The sequence below is a fragment of the Tepidiphilus succinatimandens genome (genome assembly GCF_006503695.1).
In the GTDB taxonomy this organism is placed as follows: Bacteria; Pseudomonadota; Gammaproteobacteria; order Burkholderiales; family Rhodocyclaceae; genus Tepidiphilus; species Tepidiphilus succinatimandens.
The window spans coordinates 30,828-48,322 of record NZ_SBIK01000001.1; the positions used below are offsets into that span (position 1 = coordinate 30,828).

The window sequence follows — 17,495 nt, forward strand, 5'->3', positions numbered from 1 at the left end:
CGCCCGCAGCTCTTCTGGCCGCTCAGCCCCACCCCCAGCGGTAGAGCGCATAGGCAAGGAGCAGTGCCGCCACGCTCGCCCAGCCGAGCCGGTCGATGATGCGGTGCAGCCTCGCCTCCATGCGCTCGCCGCCCCAGCGCATCAGCGCCGCCACGAGAAAAAAGCGCGCGCCGCGCCCCACGAGCGAGGCGAGCGTAAACGGCAGCAGCGCCATCTGCGCCACCCCGGCGGCGATGGTAAAGACCTTGTACGGGATCGGCGAGAAGCCGGCGATGAACACCGCCCACGCTCCCCAGGCGTCGAACCATGCCCTTGCCTGCAGATAAGGCTCCCAGTACGAAGAACCCTCCAGCCAGGGCCGGATCCCCGCGAACGCGAAATAGCCGATGGCGTAGCCGAAAAGCCCTCCCAACACCGAAGCCACGGTGGTGAGCAAGGCCAAAGCCCAGGCGCGGCGCGGCGCGGCCATGGCCATCGGCGCGAGCATCACATCCGGCGGCACCGGAAAAAACGAGGATTCGGCAAACGACAGCAGCGCCAGATACCACGGCGCGTGTGGATGGCGCGACCAGCGCATGGTGCGCGCGAACAGCGAAGAAAAGATCTTCATCGACGAAAATGGCCTGGCGGGATGAGAATCGGCCGGATTCTATGCTATAGAAAAGAAAATGCACATACCGCCACCCCCAAAGGGCGAGGTCACCAACCGTCCCCTTATCCCCTGGCTGCTCGGCCCTACCGCCGGCGGCAAGACGGCGCTCGCGCTCAGGCTCGCCGAGCGTTTTCCGCTGGAGATCGTCAGCGTCGACTCGGCGCTGGTCTATCGCGGCATGGACATCGGTACCGCCAAGCCCACAGCCCAGGAACGGGCGCGCGTGCCGCACCATCTCATCGATCTCGTCGAACCGGAAGAAGCCTACGGCGCGGCGCGTTTCCTTGCCGATGCGCTCGCCGCCATCGAGGAAATCCTCGCGCGCGGGCGGCTGCCGCTGCTCGCGGGCGGCACCATGCTCTACTTCAAGGCGCTAAGGGAGGGCCTCTCCGACCTTCCTCCAGCCGATCCGCGCCTGCGCACCGAGCTCGACGCACGCGCGGCACGCGAGGGCTGGCCGGCGCTACACGCCGAACTCGCCCGCCTCGACCCGCAGGCCGCCGCCCGGCTCGCTCCCACCGACGCGCAGCGCATCCAGCGCGCACTCGAGATCGTCCTTCTCACGGGCGAACCGCTCGCTGCACGCTACGCCCGCCGCACCCCTGCCGCCCACGGTTACCGCTGGCTGCCGCTCGCGCTCGTGCCGACGGATCGCGCACGGCTGCACGAGCGCATCGCCGAGCGCTTCCGCGCAATGCTGCAAGCAGGATTCATCGAGGAAGTGATGCGGCTACGGCAGCGCCCGAACCTCACCCTTTCCCACCCTTCCATGCGCGCCGTGGGCTATCGCCAGGTCTGGCACTACCTCGAAGGCACGATCGGGCGCGAAGCCATGATCGACGCCGGGATCGCCGCCACGCGGCAACTGGCCAAACGCCAGCTCACGTGGCTGCGCCAGTTCGGCGAAACCTGGCCCGAGCTGCGCCGCTTCGACCCCTTTGCGCCGGACACGCCGCAGCGCTTGGCTGCGGCGCTGGAGGAGGCGTTTTAGGCTGGCGAGCCCACGATGCGCGCCTGCGGCTCATCCCCTACCCGCGGCACCACCTCGCCGATGCGATAGACCGTCTCGCCCTGCGCCCGCAGCAGTCCTTCTGCCGCCCCGGCCTTCTCGGGCGCGACCACGAGCACCATGCCAATGCCGCAGTTGAAGACGCGCGTCATCTCGGCCTCGGCCACCTCGCCCTGCTCCTGCAGCCAGCGAAAGAGCGCCGGCCGGGGCCAACTGCCCAGATCGATGTGCGCGGCGAGCGGTTCTGGCAGGATACGCGGCACGTTCTCCCTGAGCCCACCGCCGGTGATGTGCGCAAGCCCCTTGACGGCCTCGGGCAGCTCGCGCAACAGCGCCAGGATACTGCGCACGTAGATACGGGTGGGTTCCATCAGCGCCTCACGCAGCGGCTTGCCGTCGAGCACGAGTTCGGCATCGCGCGCCGCATCCACCCCATGGCCCGCCTTGGCGAGCACGCGGCGGACGAGGGAATAGCCGTTCGAATGCGCCCCGCTGGACGCGAGCCCCAAGAGCACGTCGCCGGCGGCGATGCGCGAACCGTCGAGGATGGCTTCGCGCTCCACGGCCCCGACCGCGAACCCGGCCAAGTCGTATTCGCCTTCCGGATACATGTCGGGCATCTCGGCCGTCTCGCCGCCAATCAGCGCACAGCCGGCGAGTTCGCAGCCGCGCGCGATTCCGCCCACTACCCGCGCCGCCACCTCGACGTCGAGCTTGCCGCAGGCGAAATAATCGAGAAAAAAGAGTGGCTCGGCGCCTTGCACGAGGATGTCGTTCACACTCATCGCCACCAGATCCTGCCCCACCCCGTCGTGCATGCCCCAGGCGAAGGCGAGCTTGAGCTTGGTGCCCACGCCGTCGGTGCCGGAGACGAGCACGGGATCGCGATAGCGCCCGCCCAGCGCGAAGAGGGCCCCGAAGCCGCCAATGCCGGCGAGCACTTCCGGGCGCATGGTGCGCGCCGCCAAGGGTTTGATCCGTTCGACCAGGGCATCGCCCGCGTCGATATCCACTCCGGCATCCCGATACGTCAGTCCCGTCACAACGGCTCCTCTTGCTCAGCTTCCGGTTCCCCGGCGATAATTGACACCTATATATCACAAGGCGGTCGTTTCGACCGAACCCTCGCACATGGCGAACGACGCAAAATTGTACGATACCGCATGAACGGCGCACCCTCGACCCGTGCAGAATTTTGGCTGTGGGGTGGATGTGCGGCGCTCTTCGCGCTGCTCTTCTACTCCCTGCTGCCGGTGCTCACGCCGTTCATCGTCGGCGCGGTGCTCGCCTACATCTGCGGCCCCATCACCGACCGGCTCTCCGCCCTGGGCCTGCCGCGATCCTTGGCGGCCTGGCTCACCATCATGGCCGTCGGGCTGGTGCTGGTGACCCTCGTCCTGCTCGTGCTGCCCATTTTCTGGCGCCAGATCGCCGTCTTCATCCAGCAGCTGCCCGACCTGCTGGGCCGGCTCGACACGCTCTTGCAGGACCTGGGGCGGCGCATCGGGGTCGACATCGATCGCATCGACCCGGAGTTCGTGCGCGACTGGCTCAAGGAACACTGGGCGAGCGCCCAGAGCTGGCTGCTGGTGCTGCTGGGCAAGCTCAAGAGCGGCGGCGCCGTGCTCGTGGGAACGCTCATCGACCTCGCCCTCATCCCGCTGGTGATGTTCTATCTGCTGGTGGAATCGCCGCGCCTGCGCCGCGCGTTGTTGCGCCTGCTGCCGCGCGACTGCCAGCAGCCGGTGGCAAGGAAGATGCGCGGCATCGACCAGGTGCTGGCCGAATTCCTGCGCGGGCAGCTGTCGGTGATGATCGCGCTCGCTTTTTACTACAGCATCAGCCTGAGTCTGGCGGGGCTCAATTTCGCCCTGCCGATCGGCGTCATCACGGGACTCGTCGCCTTCATTCCCTACGTGGGCTACGGCACGGGAGTGGTCCTGGCCACCTTGGCCACCCTGCTGCAAGGGCCGGAGCTCGGGCTCGTGCTGCCCGTGGTCATCATCTTCGCCCTCGGTCAGGCCCTCGAGACCTATGTGCTCACCCCCTATCTGGTGGGCGAGCGCATCGGGCTGCATCCCTTGGCGGTGATCTTCGTGCTCATGGCCTTCGCCCACTGGTTCGGCTTCGTCGGTATGCTGATCGCGCTGCCCACCGGCGCGGTGCTGCTCGTGGTGTTGCGCGATCTTCTCGCGGCATGGAAGCGCAGCACCCTCTACCGTGGACGTCGGGGGAAAGGCCCTTGAGCACCCAGCTCGTGTTCGATTTCTTCGACGACACCGTGCCGACCTTCGAGCGCACGGTCATCGGGCGCAACGCGGAGCTGGTAGCGGCGCTGCAGTGCGTGGTGCAGACGCGAGACGGCAATCCCCTGCCCGCCGCCCATCTCTACCTCTGGGGCGACTCAGGCAGCGGTCGCACGCACCTTCTGATCGCCACCGCCGAGTTCGCCCAACGCCACGCTCGCCCCGTACACTACTTCGCCGCAGAGCATTTCGCCGGCGAAGCGCTGCCGGAGACGCCCGAGGCGATCCTTCTCCTCGACGACGTGCAGCGCGCCCCCCCTGGGCTGCAACATGCGCTCTTCAACGCCTACAATCGCGCACGCGAACTCAAGCAACGGCTGGTGGTGAGCGGTGACGCCCCGCCGCTGCGACTGGCGCTGCGCGAGGATCTGCGCACCCGCATCGGCCAGAGCCTGGTGTTCCACGTCGAGCCACTCGACGATGCGCAGCGGCTCGGCTTCCTGCAGCAGTGGGCCCAGGCACGCGGCATGCGGCTGGAACGCGACGTAGCCACCTACGTGCTGCACCGCATCGAACGCGACCCGCGGCGCCTTGCCGCTTTCGTCGCCGCGCTCGACCGGCGATCGCTCGAGCGCCAGCGTCCCGTGACCGTGGCGCTCGCGCGCGAGGTGCTCGCCGAGCTGGAGGCGGAACCGCTTCGGGATGAATCTGGTCTATCAAACAAGGAATGAAGGTGAACCTCACGCTCTTCGATCTGGACAACACCCTGCTTGCCGGCGACTCGGATTTCGAGTGGGCGCAGTTCCTGATCCGCAAAGGACTGGTCGACGCCGAGCTCTATGAAGCGAAGAACGCCGAGTTCTACGCCCAGTATCAGGCGGGCACGCTCGACATCCACGCTTTCCTCGATTTCCAGCTCGCCCCGCTCGCGCGCCACGAGCGCCGCACACTGGAGGCGCTGCACGCCGAATTCATGCGGGAAGTCATCGAACCCATGATGACGCCGGCGGCCAAAGCCTTGGTACGCGAGCATCTGGCCGCGGGCGACGTGGCGGCGATCGTCACCGCCACCAACGCCTTCGTCACCGGACCGATCGCGCGCGCCTTCGGCATCTGCCACCTCATCGCCACCATCCCCGAGCAGCAAGACGGACGGTTTACCGGCCGCTGCCGCGGCACGCCGGCCTTCCAGGCGGGCAAGATCGCGCGCGTCGAATCCTGGCTCGAATCGCTGGGCCTATGGTGGACGAGCTTTTCCCGCACCACCTTCTACAGCGACTCGCACAACGACCTTCCCTTGCTCGAACGCGTCGACGAGCCCGTCGCCGTCGATCCGGACGAGCGGCTGCGCATGCACGCCCTTACCCACGGCTGGCGCATCTTGTCGCTGCGCGAAGCCTCGCCCGCGACGTGCTGAGAAACCCATGATCCGCAAACTCATCAAAAAAGTCATCGCCAAAGTCACCAAACCGAGCGCTTCGGTGCCGGCCGTCTTGCCGGCCGCGCGCTACGGCATCACGCCCGAGCACATTTCTCCCGGCGCCCGCCTCGTGTGCGAGACGCTGCAGCGCCACGGCCATCAGGCGTACGTGGTGGGTGGCGCGGTGCGTGACCTGCTCTTGTCGCGCACGCCCAAAGACTTCGACGTCGCCACCGACGCCCATCCCGAGCAGGTGCGTGCCCTTTTTCGCCGCGCCCATATCATCGGACGCCGCTTCAAGATCGTGCACGTCTATCACGGCAAGGAAACGGTGGAAGTCACCACTTTCCGCGGCCTGGTCGATCCCGAGCGCGCCCCCGTGGATGCACACGGCAGGCTCCTCGACGACAACGTCTTCGGCACGCACGCCGAAGACGCCCAGCGGCGCGACTTCACCATCAACGCCCTCTACTACGATCCGGTGGCCGGCGTGCTGCACGACTTCCATCACGGCGTGGGCGACATCGAGGCGCGTACCCTGCGCGTGATCGGCGACCCGGAGCAGCGCTACCGCGAAGATCCGGTGCGCATGCTGCGTGCCGTACGGCTCGCCGCCAAGCTCGACCTCCTGATCGACCCGGCGGCCCGCGCCCCCATCCGGCGGCTCGCGCCGCTCCTGGAGAACGTTCCGCCGGCGCGGCTCTTCGACGAGATCGTGAAGATCCTCACCTCGGGTTACGCACTCGCCTGCCTCGAGCGGCTGCGCGAGGAGGGCTTGCACGGAGGTTTGCTGCCGGTGCTCGATCTCGTCTTCGCGCATCCGAGCGGCGAGCGCTTCGTGCGCCTTGCCCTGGAAGACAGCGACCGACGCATCCGCGAGGGCAAGAGCGCCTCGCCCGCCTTCAGCTTCGCCGCCCTGCTGTGGCCGCGCGTGCTCGACGAATGGCGCCGGCGTCAGGCCCAGGGCGAACCGGTCTTCCCGGCGCTGGAAGCCGCAATGGACACCGTACTGGAGACGCAGGCCGAGTCGCTCGCGATCACGCGCAAGCTCGCCGGCGACATCCGTGAGCTGTGGATGATGCAACCGCGCTTCGAGCGGCGTGCCGGCAAGGCCCCCTACCGCCTCGTCGAGCAGCCGCGCTACCGTGCCGGTTGGGATTTTCTCTCGCTGCGTGCCAAGGCAGGGGAAGTGCCGGAAGAATTGCCGCGCTGGTGGCAGCGCTTCGCCCACGGCGACGAGGCCGAACGCGCGGCGCTGCTGCGCGAAGCGCGAAGTGCCGGTGAACCGCCGGCCAAACGCAAGCGCCGCCGCCGTCCGCGCAAGGCAAACGCGGTCGAACCCGGGACGATCGCAGTCACTCCCACGCCGGACGCGCCATGACCCCCGTGCTTTCCTACGTCGCGCTCGGAGCCAATCTCGGCGAAGCCGAAACCACGGTACGGGCGGCGATCGCCGCCCTGGGGCGATTGCCCGGCACGCAGCTCGTTGCCGCCTCCTCGCTCTACCGCACCGCGCCGCTCGAAGTCCCCGAGCCGCAGCCGGACTACATCAACGCCGTAGCGCGCCTGGCTACGACGCTGACGCCGCATGCCTTGCTCGACGAACTCCTCGCGCTGGAAGCGCGCTTCGGCCGCGTCCGTCCCTACCGCTGGGCGCCGCGTGCGCTCGATCTCGACCTGCTGCTCTACGGCGACGTCGTACTCGACACCCCCCGCCTCACCCTGCCCCATCCGCGGCTGCATCGGCGCGCCTTCGTGCTCGAACCGCTGCTCGAACTCGATTCCTTCCTGGAAGCCCCTGGCCTGGGGCCGCTGTCGGCCTGGCGTGCGCGGCTGAGCAACCAGGACGTCGAACGCCTCCTGCCCCATCCCGCATGAACGCGCTCTCCCACCCCCCTCTCTGGCTGCAAACGGCGCTGCTGCTTTCCGCTTCCAACCTCTTCATGACTTTTGCCTGGTACGGCCATCTCAAGCATCTGGCCGACCGGCCGTGGTGGTTCGCCGCGCTCGCCTCCTGGGGCATCGCCTTTTTCGAGTACCTGCTGCAGGTGCCGGCCAACCGCATCGGCGCCCAGGCGCTCGCCCTGCCGCAGCTGAAGCTGATGCAGGAAGTCATCACGCTCGCCGTCTTCGTGCCGTTTGCCGTCTTCTACATGAAGCAACCGCTCAAGCTCGACTATCTCTGGGCCGCGTGCTGTCTGCTCGGCGCCGTCTATTTCACCTTCCGGACGACCTGACCATGCTCGACAAGGCCCGCTATCTCGTCATCGAAGGCCCGATCGGCTGCGGCAAGACTCGGCTCGCGCAGAAACTGGCCGAGGCGCTCACCCTGCAGCCAGCGCTGGAAGCGCCCGAGCGCAACCCCTTCATCGCCCGCTTCTATCAACACCGCGAACGGTGGGCGCTGCCCTTGCAGCTCGACTTCCTCTTCCAGCGCCTCGAAGCGCTCTCGAGCGTGAGCCAGATGCTCGCCGCCGGGCAGCGCGTGGTGAGCGACTTCATGCTGCAGAAAGACACTCTCTTCGCCGAGCTCAACCTCGAGGCGGACGAATACGCCCTCTACCGGCGGATCCAGGAGCGGATCGTCCCGGCAAACCTCCCCAAGCCCGACCTCGTCGTCTACCTGCAGGCGCGCCCCGAGACGTTGGCCGAACGCGTCGAGCGCCGCGCCTGGGCGGCCGAGCGCGGCATCTCGCTCGATTACCTCACCGACGTCTGCGCCGCCTACGCCCGCTTCTTCTATGAGTACGACGCCTCCCCCCTCTTCATCCTGGACGCGGAGGTACTCGATCCCATCCACGAATCGGGCGATTTCGCCCTTGTGCTCGAACGCCTGCGCGAGATGCGCAGCCACCGCGAGTATTTCGGCTACGCCTGAGCGGCGCGGGTTGTGCGCCGCGGCGAAATGCGCCACAATCGCCCGCACCATCGCTGCACGGAGGAAGTCATGAGCGCCCAACCCTTGGACGACAAGCCCGTCACGCTCACGCGGCTCGCCGAGATGCGCGCCGCCGGCGAGAAGATCGCCATGCTCACCTGCTACGACGCGAGTTTCGCCACGCTCTTGGAGCGCGCCGGCGTCGACGTCCTGCTCGTGGGCGATTCGCTCGGTAATGTCGTACAGGGACAAAAGAGCACCCTGCCGGTGACGATGGCCCACATGGTCTATCACACCGAATGCGTGGCCCGCGGAGCCCGGCGCGCCTTCGTCGTCACCGACCTGCCGTTTGCCTCCTACCAGGAAAGCCCGCAGCAGGCGCTACGCAACGCCGCTGCCCTCATGGCTGCCGGGGCGCAGATGGTCAAGCTCGAAGGCGGGCAGGTGATGGCCGAGACGGTGCGCTTTCTCGTCGAACGCGGCATTCCGGTGTGCGGGCATATCGGCCTCACGCCGCAGGCGGTGCACCAGCTCGGCGGCTATCGCGTGCAGGGGCGCAGCGAGGAAGACGCACGCCGCCTCCTCGAAGACGCCCTGGCGCTGGAAGAAGCCGGAGCGACACTCCTCGTCATCGAGATGGCCCCGCGTACCCTGGGTGCCGAGATCAGCGCCAAACTTTCGCGCACGGCCACCATCGGCATCGGCGCCGGGCCTGAGTGCCACGGCCAGGTCTTGGTACTGCACGACATGCTGGGCATCTACCCCGGGCGCAAGGCGCGCTTCGTCAAGAATTTTCTCACCGGCCGCGATTCGGTCGAGGAAGCGGTGCGCGCCTACGTGCGCGAAGTGAAGGAAGGGACGTTTCCCGCCCCGGAACACTGCTACTAGAGGCTTTAGAGGCTTGCCATGACCACGATTGCACCGCTCACGACCGTGGCCGAAGTCCGCGCCCTGCGGCCCTCCCTGGGACGCGTGGTGCTGGTGCCGACCATGGGCTGCCTGCACGAAGGGCACCTCGCCCTCGTGCGCCAGGCCAAGACGCTCGCCGACACGGTGGTGGTGAGCATCTTCGTGAACCGCCTGCAATTCGGCCCGAACGAGGATTTCGAGCGCTACCCGCGCACCCTGCCGCGCGACCTGGAGCTGCTCGCCGCCGAAGGCGTGCGCCACGCCTTCGCCCCCAGCGAAACGGAAATGTACCCCGAACCGCAAACCTACACCGTGGCGCCTCCGCCCGAGCACACCGACATCCTCGAAGGCGCCGTGCGCCCCGGGCATTTCCGCGGCGTAGCCACCGTGGTCACCAAGCTCTTCGGCATCGTGCAGCCCGAAGTCGCTCTCTTCGGCAAGAAGGACTACCAGCAGCTCATGGTGCTGCGCAACCTGGTGCGCCAGCTCGCCCTGCCGGTGACGATCGTCGCCGGCGAGACGATGCGCGCCCCCGACGGCCTTGCACTCTCCTCGCGCAACACCTATCTCTCAGAAGCCGAGCGTGCCGAAGCCCCGCGCCTCTACCGCGTGCTCACGCGCATCGCCCAGGCCGTGCGCGCCGGGGCCACCGACCATGCTCGGCTGGAAACGGAGGCGATGGCCGAACTTGCCGCCCACGGCTGGCAGCCGGACTACGTCACGGTACGCCGCCGCGCCGACCTGCAGCCGCCCGCACCGGGCGAGCAGGAACTCGTCGTGCTCGGCGCCGCGCGCCTGGGCAGCACGCGGCTCATCGACAACCTCGAGATCTGACGGGAACCGACATCAGCGCGGCGTGTAGCGCAACCCCACGAAAGCGCTCAGTCCCGGCGTGTTGTAGCCTCTCACGCTCTCGTAGTCCTTGTCGAAGAGGTTGTCGATGCGCGCCTCCAGCTTCAAATCCGGCGCGAAACGATAGCTCGCCACGAGGTTGAAGAGGCTATAGGCGCCGAGCTCGCCGCCGCCGGCCGTCGCGGCTTCCGGACGCCGCTCCATCCCCACCCATTCGAGGCCGGCGTCCCACGCGCCCCATTGGCGCCACAGCGACGCGGTGGCGCTGTGCCGCGCCCGGCGCGCGAGCGCTTTGTCGGTGGTCTCGTCGATCGCCTGCAGCCAGTCGTAGCTCGTGCGCCACTGCCAGGCACCCGCAGTCCCCTCCCAGGCGAGCGTCACCCCCTCGAAGTGCGCTTTGCCGACGTTGATGTAGCGTCCGCCCCAGGTGTCGGTCGGCACCCAGTCGATCAGATTTCTCACCCGGTTGTAATAATAGGTGAGCGAGGCGGACTGCTGGCCGCGTTCCCAGACGAGCGCGACTTCACGGTTGCGCCCTTTTTCCGGCTCCAGCTGCGGATTGCCGGAATAGGGGTCGAAGAGCTGGTAGAGCGAAGGCGCCTTGAATGACGTCCCCAGACTCGCGTGCGCTCGCCATTCGCGGGCGATCTGATAGCCGTAGGCGAGCGCGTAGGTATCCTCGCCGCCAAAAGTCGAATGCTGGTCATGCCGCGCGCTCAGCTGCCAGCGGTGCGGCCCGAGGTTGGCGCTCCAGGCGGCCACGGCCGAGTTGATGGCGATGGATTCCTCGCTCGAGGACTCGTCCCCTAACGGCGCGTTCTGCTCGAAGCGCTCCAGCGCGAGCATCGCCCGCCCCAGCGGCAGGGCCACGTCGTTCTGCCAGCTGTATTCGTCGTTCTCGGTGCGCATCCGGCTGGGCCAGGAGGAGACGTATTTGTGCCAATCCAGAGCGTGCCCGATGCGCAAGGTGCTCGTCCAAGCGTCGGTGAGGGCGTTGCGCGTATAGACCTGCCACTGCTGCGTGCGAAACTCCTCGTAGTCGTTGAACTGGCTCGTCGGCGGGATTTCGTCGTAGTGGGCTCGACCCTGGTTTTGTCGCAGCACGAAGCCCATCTCGTGGCCGGCGAGCGGCGTGAGCACGAGCGAGGCGGTACCGCCGCGGTTGCGGTAGGCATCGTCGTCCGCGTCCTGCCCCGAGGCATTTTTCATGGCGGAGAAGCCACCGCTATAGCTCTGCTGGAAGTCCGCCCGCAGCCGGACGAGCTCGTTGCCCACCGACAGCCCGGCGCTGCCCTGCGCCGTGTCGTACGAGCCATAGCCCGCGAAGGCATCGACCGAGAGGCCGGGCGCACCGCGCCGGGTGAAGATCTGGATCACGCCGCCGATGGCATCCGCCCCGTACAAGGTCGAAGCCGGTCCGCGCAGGATCTCGATGCGATCGACATCGGCCAGCGACAGGAAACGCAGGGGCGAACCGGCCAGGTCGAGCGAGTTGATCGGGACGCCATCGACCAGCACCTTGGTCTGGTCGGGACGCGTCCCGCGCACGAAGAGGCTGGCCGACGTCCCAGGCCCCCCGTTGCGCGTCATCTGGATGCCGGGCTGGCGGGCGAGCAGGTCGACCACGGTCTCGCCCCCCGCGCGCTCGATCTCCTCGCGCTCGATCACCGTGACGTCGGCAAGGATCTCGGAGACGCGCGTCTGCTGCCGCGTGGCCGTGACCACCACCGGCTCCAGCGCCTCCTGCGCCCCGACCTCGAAAGGAAAAGACGACAAAAGCAGGCTCGGCGGCAGCGCGGCCGCCAAAGATTTGACGAAGCGATTCACATGATTCCCCTCGGCCGGCCACCCCGCCGGCCCGAATGGAAAGCCCACCGCAGGCGAGCACCTCGCCTGCGCCCTGCGTTTCTGGCCGGTCTCCGGGCTTGCGAGATTTGACGCGCCGCCTTCCCGGGCCCAAAGAGCCCAGTGGCGTTTCGGCGCGCCCGCACTCGCCTACCGTTGCGGGGGCAGCAGCGGCTTTGCCGGAAGCACTCCAGCGCACCGCTTTCCCGTTTCACCGCGCCGGGAGAACCCCGGCCGCGGCACCAGAAACGTGAGGGGCGATTCTACCTCAAAGCGCTACCGGCGCTTCGTCGGCCATGCGCTCGAGGATCTCGCGCACCTCGGCCGAACGGGCCTGGCGGCGGGTCGCCTCCAGCACGGGCGCGAAAGACACACGATAGGGCTCGGCCCAACACCGCCAGCGCTCGAGCGTCCGGGCAAGGCGCGCCCCTACGATGGGGTTGGTCGCATCGAGCCGCAGCACCGCCTCCTGCCAAAAGGCCCAGGCCAGCTCGCCGGCGGCGCAGGCTTCGGCAAGGTTGTTGGCAAAGAAATTGAGTACCAGGGCATAGACCTTGTTCGGGTTGGTCCAGCGAAACGCCCGATGCTCGGTCAGACGCCGCACGCGCGCAAGCACCACCCCCGGGGCAGCGTGCCACGACCAGCGCATCGCCTGGCGGGCGAACCATTTGTCGAGCACCAGCTCGTCGTCGGCGTAGCGCGCCTCGAAGGCGGAGAGCAGCGCCTCGCCCACCGACTCGTCGGGATGCGCGAGCGCGGCATCGAGCGCCGCCAGCCGCTCGGTGAGGTTGTCGGCGGCGGCAAACGTGCGCGAGCAGCGTTCGTCCTCACCCAGCAGCGCCTCCATGCGCCAGGAAAACGCGGCGAGTGCACGCCGGCCGGCCTCCAGCGGATCGTAGCGGTAGGGGCGAGCGGCTCCGGAATCCCGCCAGCGGGGCCACAGCTCGGCTCCAGCCCGGGCGAGCGCGAGCGAGGCGCGCACGAGGGCGGCACGCAGGCGCACCGGGTCGGCCGGCGTCATCGCCTCCAGCAACCAGCGCTCGCTGGGAAGCGCCGCGGCCTTGACGCGGAACATCGCATCGAGCGACTCGTCGGCGAGGAGCTGCCTCCAGGACGCGACGAACCCCTCGTCCAGCGTCTCGGCTTCACCCCGCGCCAGCCGCAGCACCTGGCGCTGCGCCCAGCTCTGCGCCGCATCCCAGCGGTTGAAGGCGTCCGAATCGTAGGCCATGCGGTGGCGCAGCGCCTCGTCCGGCTCATCGAGCATCAGCCGCACCGGTGCCGAAAACCCGCGCAGCAGCGAAGGCACCGGCTTCGGCCCTGGCGGCAGACCAACGAATTCGAGCGCGAGCGTCTCCCCGGTCAGGGTGAAGAGGCGGGTCCTCGCCCCCACCGCGGTGTCGCGCGGCGCGATCGGCCGCATTCCTCCGGCTGGCGGCGCCTCGGGTTCGGGCACGGCATCGCGCTCGTCGGCGAGCACGAGCGGCAGGTCGCGCCCGTCGGCGCCGAGCAGCCCCAGGCGGATGGGCAGCACCACCGGCCCTTTCTCCGACTGTCCCGGCGTAGGCGGGGTGAATTGCCTCAGGCGCAGCCCGTAGCGCCCCGCTTGACCGTCCCAGTCTTCCTCCACCACCAGCCGCGGCGTGCCCGCCTGCTCGTACCAGCGCAGGAAGGGCGTCAGATCCACGCCGTTCGCCTCGGCCATGGCCGCGACGAAATCCTCGCAGGTCACCGCCCGACCGTCGTAGCGCTCGAAGTAACGGTCCATCCCGGCGCGAAAGCCTTTTTCTCCCAGCAAGGTGTGCAGCAGCCGGATCACCTCGGCGCCCTTTTCATACACGGTGGCGGTGTAGAAATTGTCGATCGCCCGGTACGCCTGCGGGCGGATGGGATGCGCCATCGGCCCGTCGTCCTCGGGGAACTGCGCCGTGCGCAGCGTCTGCACGTCCTCGATGCGTTTCACCGCCCGGGCCGACGCCGCCCGTTCGGGCCCAGCCGCCTCGGCCAGCTGGTCGGCGCTGAATTCCTGCTCGCGGAACACCGTGAGCCCTTCTTTCAAAGTGAGCTGGAACCAGTCGCGGCAGGTGATGCGGTTGCCCGTCCAGTTGTGGAAGTACTCATGCCCCACCACGGCCTGCACCGCGGCATAGTCCGCATCGGTGGCCGTCTCGGGGCTCGCCAGCACGTACTTCGTGTTGAAGATGTTGAGCCCCTTGTTCTCCATCGCCCCCATGTTGAAATCCGACACCGCCACGATCATGTAGCGGTCCAGATCGAGCACGCGGCCAAAGCGGCGTTCGTCCCAGCGCAGCGCCGCCTGGAGCGACTCCAGCGCCCAATCCGCCCGCGGCAAGTGTTCGGCCTTGACCCACACCTGCAGCAAGGCCCGGCGCCCGTCGGCCAGCGCCACTTCCCGCTCGAGCGCCTGCAGGTCGGCCGCCACCAGCGCGAAGAGATAGCACGGCTTGGGGAAAGGATCCACCCACACCGCGCGATGCCTTCCGCCGGGCAAGCGCGCCGTCTCCTGCAGATTGCCGTTGCTGAGCAACACCGGATAGCGCGCCTCGTCCGCTTCCAGGGTCACGTGGAAACGCGCCATCACGTCGGGCCGATCGGGAAACGGTGTGATGCGGCGAAAGCCCTGCGCCTCGCACTGCGTGAAAAGCCCCGTGCCCGAGCGGTACAGCCCCGAGAGCGCCGTGTTGCGCGCCGGATGGATGCGCACCACGGTCTCTACCCACGCCTCGGGGCCGCGTGCGCCGTAGAGCCGCAGGCTGGAGGCGTCATACACGAACCCGCGTTCACCCGGTCCGGCCAGCGGCGACAGCGGCTCGCCATCGAGCGTCACCGAGACGAGCTCGAGCTCCTCGGCATCGAGTACGACCGGTTCCTCTTCGCTCACCCCTTCGCCGCGCACGCAGTGCAGCCGCGCCCGCACCTCGGTCGTTTCCTCGTCGAGCGCAAAGGAGAGCCACGCCTCGCGCACCGACCACTGCGGCGGCCGGTAATCTTCGCGTCGGATCAGGTTTTCCGTCATGGTTTGCTCCTCATCGTTTCGGTGGCAGCAGCACGACTCGCGTGCCTGCCAAGCGGTCATGCAAGAATTGCCCCTCGGCATCGACGAAGGCCCATAGCACCCCAAGCCCCGTCAACCACGAAGGCCAGCAGAGCAGGTAGCGCCACAGGCAGCGCCGCAGGCCCGGGGGCGCACCGTTGCACTCGACCAGCCGCAGGCGCCAGGTCTGCATCGCCAGCGTCGCCCCCAGGCGCCACCAGCAACCGACGAAATAGGCGCCCAACAACATGAAAAGGTGCAGGAAAAGCCAACCGCCAGAAGCGATCCTCCCCCAGACCGTTCCAATCAGGATCCACGGCAGCATGAATCCGACCCCCACGATGCCGCCCAGGAGCAGCAGCTCGTAGAGGGCGGCGGCAAGCCGCCGTGGCAGCGGCGCGAGCACGGCCACGATCTTGCGCCCTTCGTCTTCCATTCTTCGCTCCGAAATCGTCAATGCAGATGCCACCACGCATAGAAGGCCGCACTGCTCGCCACCACGTTCAAGGCCGCCTCGGCGAACCCTCCATTGGCGAAGAGCCGAAAACCCACCCGCCGGCGCCACGGCCAGAATAGGGGGATCCCGCCGTCGGTGAGGAAATCGCCAAAAAGGTGCGAGGCGTAGCCCGCCGCGAACCCCAGGCCGATCGGCATCGACACGAAACAAAAGAGCCCTCCGCCCACCAGCGCGAGAAACGCGAGCGAATGCGTCAGCCCCCGATGCCCGGCGATGCAGCGCACCAGCCACGACACGAGCGGCATCGCCCGCCCCATGCGCGAATGCGGGTGATCCACGTCAGGGAAGAGCCCTCCGACCACCGCCGCCGCCATCCACAGCATGAACTCGTTCGCCCCGCCCACCGGCAGCCGCCCCACCCCTGGCAGCGGCACCACCTGCACTGCCGCCCACGAGGCGCTGCCGGCCAACACGGCCCAGAGCAAATGCGATTTGTACGTCATTGCAGGATGATCATCGTTACGTTCGGTTTTCGCGCCGGCGCTGACGCGGCGCCCTTCCCCCTCCCTCATCGGGCGCAGACTGTACCATTTCCGGCGCCGCTACTGCGCCCTCTCCTCCACTGCCCCCTCGCAAAAGCCCACCAGCGTCCCCGGCGGAATCGGCGTCCAGGTTTCGTTGTCGGTGAGCGGCGTGGTGGCGATCACCGCCACGCGGTCCTGCGGCGTGGTCACCTCGCTGAAGTCCATCGTCAGGTCTTCGTCGCACAGATGCGCCGCGGCAAAGGGCGCCTGGCGCACCCGGTAGCACAGGCGGGTCGAAGCGTGCGCATAGAGCCGCTCGCCGTTGGAGAGCAGGAAGTTGAATTCCCCGTGCGCGGCAATCTCCCGCACCGTCTCGCGCAGCGTGGCGAAGAGCGCTGCCGGCGTCGGCGGCCCATCGGGGAAACGCCGCGCCAAGGTATCGAGCAGGTGGCAAAAAGCCCGCTCCGAATCGGTATCCCCCACGGGCAGGAAACGTCCGCTCAAACGAGGCGCGTAGTCGAGAAGGTTGCCGTTGTGCGCGAACACCCAGTAGCGGCCCCACAGCTCGCGCACGAAAGGGTGCGTGTTCTCCAGCCGCACCACCCCTTGCGTGGCCTTGCGGATGTGGGCGATCACGTTGAGCGAACGGATGGGGTAGTGGCGCACGAGCTCGGCGATCGGCGAATCGGCGCTCGGCTGCGGATCGAGGAAGACGCGCACGCCACGCCCCTCGAAGAAGGCGATCCCCCAGCCGTCGCGGTGGTGATCGGTGCGCCCGCCCCGCGCGCGGAAGCCGGTGAAGGAAAAGCAGATGTCGGTGGGAACGTTGCAGTTCATGCCGAGCAGCTGGCACATGGACAGACCTCGCAAGCACGAATCATGGGTTCGACGAGCGATAGTCTAACGCAGACGAAACCTTGCTTGACCGTGCGCACTCCCATCGTTATAATTTCATGTTCTCTCATACCCTTTTTCGGAGCAGCGCCATGTACGCGGTCATAAAAACCGGCGGCAAGCAGTATCGCGTCACCGTCGGCGAAAAGATCAAAGTAGAACAGATACCTGCTGAAGTGGGCGCCGAAATTTCCCTGGACCAGGTCCTGATGGCCGGTGAAGGTGATTCGGTGAAAATCGGCACGCCCGTGCTCGAAGGCGCGCGCGTGAAGGCCACGGTCGTCGCCCACGGCCGGCACCCCAAAGTGCGCATCTTCAAGATGCGCCGCCGCAAGCACTACCAGAAACACCAAGGCCACCGGCAAAACTACACCGAATTGCACATCCAGGCGATCGAAGCCTGATCCCCTTGCGCGAGGACAACCACCATGGCACACAAAAAAGCGGGCGGCAGTTCCCGTAACGGCCGCGACTCCGAATCGAAACGGCTCGGCGTGAAGCGCTACGGCGGCCAATTCGTGATCGCCGGCAACATCATCGTGCGGCAGCGCGGCACCCAGTTCCACGCCGGCGACAACGTCGGCGTCGGGCGCGACTACACGCTCTTCGCCCTGAAAGACGGCATCGTCGAATTCACCGTCAAAGGGCCGAAGCAGCGCCGCTACGTCACCATCCGGCCGCTCGAAGCCTGATTCACCGCGCCGCCCCTGCGGCCTGAGGAAAGCCTCGTCCGGCGTACCGGGTGAGGCTTTCC

General features: G+C 67.7%; 19 protein-coding genes and 1 riboswitch. Of the genes, 12 read left to right on the forward strand and 7 right to left on the reverse strand.

The genetic code is table 11. From position 1 onward, the window contains the following. Positions 1–22 precede the first annotated feature (22 nt). Entirely contained in the window at positions 23–610 is a 588-nt protein-coding gene (locus EPD82_RS00130; RefSeq protein WP_055422691.1) for a YqaA family protein, read from the reverse strand. A 58-nt stretch (positions 611–668) separates the two neighbouring features. On the opposite strand from EPD82_RS00130, the gene miaA reads away from it, so the two are divergent. Next, the gene (gene miaA, locus EPD82_RS00135; RefSeq protein WP_141054146.1) at positions 669–1,643 is read left to right on the forward strand and encodes a tRNA (adenosine(37)-N6)-dimethylallyltransferase MiaA; all 975 of its coding nucleotides are present in this window, start codon (positions 669–671) and stop codon (positions 1,641–1,643) included. On the opposite strand, the gene purM is transcribed toward miaA, so the two are convergent. Then, complete coding sequence (gene purM, locus EPD82_RS00140; protein ID WP_141054149.1) at positions 1,640–2,704, reverse strand: phosphoribosylformylglycinamidine cyclo-ligase; 1,065 nt, start codon at positions 2,702–2,704, stop codon at positions 1,640–1,642. The genes miaA and purM overlap by 4 nt on opposite strands. 120 nt (positions 2,705–2,824) lie before the next feature. Here purM and EPD82_RS00145 point away from each other — a divergent pair, with 120 nt between their 5' ends. The 9 genes from EPD82_RS00145 (at position 2,825) to panC (ending at position 9,948) form a co-directional block, all read left to right on the forward strand. Next, complete coding sequence (locus EPD82_RS00145; RefSeq protein WP_141054153.1) at positions 2,825–3,907, forward strand: AI-2E family transporter; 1,083 nt, start codon at positions 2,825–2,827, stop codon at positions 3,905–3,907. Further along, a complete protein-coding gene (locus EPD82_RS00150; protein ID WP_206202115.1) occupies positions 3,904–4,638 on the forward strand; it encodes an HdaA/DnaA family protein in 735 nt (244 codons plus the stop codon). Before EPD82_RS00145 ends, EPD82_RS00150 begins: the two co-directional genes overlap by 4 nt. 2 nt (positions 4,639–4,640) lie before the next feature. Next, complete coding sequence (locus tag EPD82_RS00155; RefSeq protein WP_141054159.1) at positions 4,641–5,324, forward strand: histidinol-phosphatase; 684 nt, start codon at positions 4,641–4,643, stop codon at positions 5,322–5,324. Between the two features lie 7 nt (positions 5,325–5,331). Beyond that, the gene (gene pcnB / locus EPD82_RS00160; protein WP_055422686.1) at positions 5,332–6,708 is read left to right on the forward strand and encodes a polynucleotide adenylyltransferase PcnB; all 1,377 of its coding nucleotides are present in this window, start codon (positions 5,332–5,334) and stop codon (positions 6,706–6,708) included. Next, positions 6,705–7,205 (forward strand): 2-amino-4-hydroxy-6-hydroxymethyldihydropteridine diphosphokinase, encoded by a 501-nt coding sequence (gene folK / locus EPD82_RS00165; protein WP_141054162.1) that lies wholly within the window; start codon positions 6,705–6,707, stop codon positions 7,203–7,205. Before pcnB ends, folK begins: the two co-directional genes overlap by 4 nt. Beyond that, a complete protein-coding gene (locus tag EPD82_RS00170; RefSeq protein ID WP_055422684.1) occupies positions 7,202–7,564 on the forward strand; it encodes a DMT family protein in 363 nt (120 codons plus the stop codon). The genes folK and EPD82_RS00170 overlap by 4 nt, the downstream gene beginning before the upstream one ends. A gap of 2 nt (positions 7,565–7,566) precedes the next feature. Next, positions 7,567–8,205 carry a deoxynucleoside kinase gene (locus EPD82_RS00175; RefSeq protein ID WP_055422683.1) on the forward strand — a complete coding sequence of 213 codons (639 nt, stop codon included), beginning with the start codon at positions 7,567–7,569 and terminating at the stop codon, positions 8,203–8,205. A gap of 69 nt (positions 8,206–8,274) precedes the next feature. Continuing rightward, positions 8,275–9,093 carry a 3-methyl-2-oxobutanoate hydroxymethyltransferase gene (gene panB, locus EPD82_RS00180; RefSeq protein ID WP_055422682.1) on the forward strand — a complete coding sequence of 273 codons (819 nt, stop codon included), beginning with the start codon at positions 8,275–8,277 and terminating at the stop codon, positions 9,091–9,093. A gap of 18 nt (positions 9,094–9,111) precedes the next feature. Then, positions 9,112–9,948 (forward strand): pantoate--beta-alanine ligase, encoded by an 837-nt coding sequence (gene panC, locus EPD82_RS00185; RefSeq protein ID WP_055422681.1) that lies wholly within the window; start codon positions 9,112–9,114, stop codon positions 9,946–9,948. Positions 9,949–9,960: 12 nt separating this feature from the next. Here the strand turns inward: panC and EPD82_RS00190 are convergent, their stop codons facing one another. The 5 genes from EPD82_RS00190 to EPD82_RS00210 form a co-directional block, all read right to left on the reverse strand. Next, positions 9,961–11,793 carry a TonB-dependent receptor domain-containing protein gene (locus tag EPD82_RS00190; RefSeq protein WP_170210747.1) on the reverse strand — a complete coding sequence of 611 codons (1,833 nt, stop codon included), beginning with the start codon at positions 11,791–11,793 and terminating at the stop codon, positions 9,961–9,963. 66 nt (positions 11,794–11,859) lie between these two features. After that, positions 11,860–12,073: riboswitch (cobalamin riboswitch) on the reverse strand. 6 nt (positions 12,074–12,079) lie between these two features. Beyond that, a complete protein-coding gene (gene pepN / locus EPD82_RS00195; protein WP_141054169.1) occupies positions 12,080–14,848 on the reverse strand; it encodes an aminopeptidase N in 2,769 nt (922 codons plus the stop codon). Between the two features lie 10 nt (positions 14,849–14,858). After that, on the reverse strand, positions 14,859–15,302 hold the full coding sequence (locus tag EPD82_RS00200; RefSeq protein ID WP_055422678.1) for an RDD family protein: 444 nt from the start codon (positions 15,300–15,302) through the stop codon (positions 14,859–14,861). A gap of 17 nt (positions 15,303–15,319) precedes the next feature. Further along, positions 15,320–15,826, reverse strand: a complete 507-nt coding sequence (locus tag EPD82_RS00205; RefSeq protein WP_055422677.1) for a metal-dependent hydrolase — start codon at positions 15,824–15,826, stop codon at positions 15,320–15,322. 99 nt (positions 15,827–15,925) lie between these two features. Then, positions 15,926–16,702: a class II glutamine amidotransferase gene (locus tag EPD82_RS00210; protein WP_055422676.1), complete on the reverse strand. Its 777-nt coding sequence runs from the start codon at positions 16,700–16,702 to the stop codon at positions 15,926–15,928. A gap of 131 nt (positions 16,703–16,833) precedes the next feature. Between EPD82_RS00210 and rplU the strand changes: the two genes are divergently transcribed. Beyond that, positions 16,834–17,145 (forward strand): 50S ribosomal protein L21, encoded by a 312-nt coding sequence (rplU, locus tag EPD82_RS00215; protein WP_028874848.1) that lies wholly within the window; start codon positions 16,834–16,836, stop codon positions 17,143–17,145. A 24-nt stretch (positions 17,146–17,169) separates the two neighbouring features. Further along, positions 17,170–17,433, forward strand: a complete 264-nt coding sequence (gene rpmA, locus EPD82_RS00220) for a 50S ribosomal protein L27 (RefSeq protein WP_028874847.1) — start codon at positions 17,170–17,172, stop codon at positions 17,431–17,433. Positions 17,434–17,495: the final 62 nt, after the last annotated feature.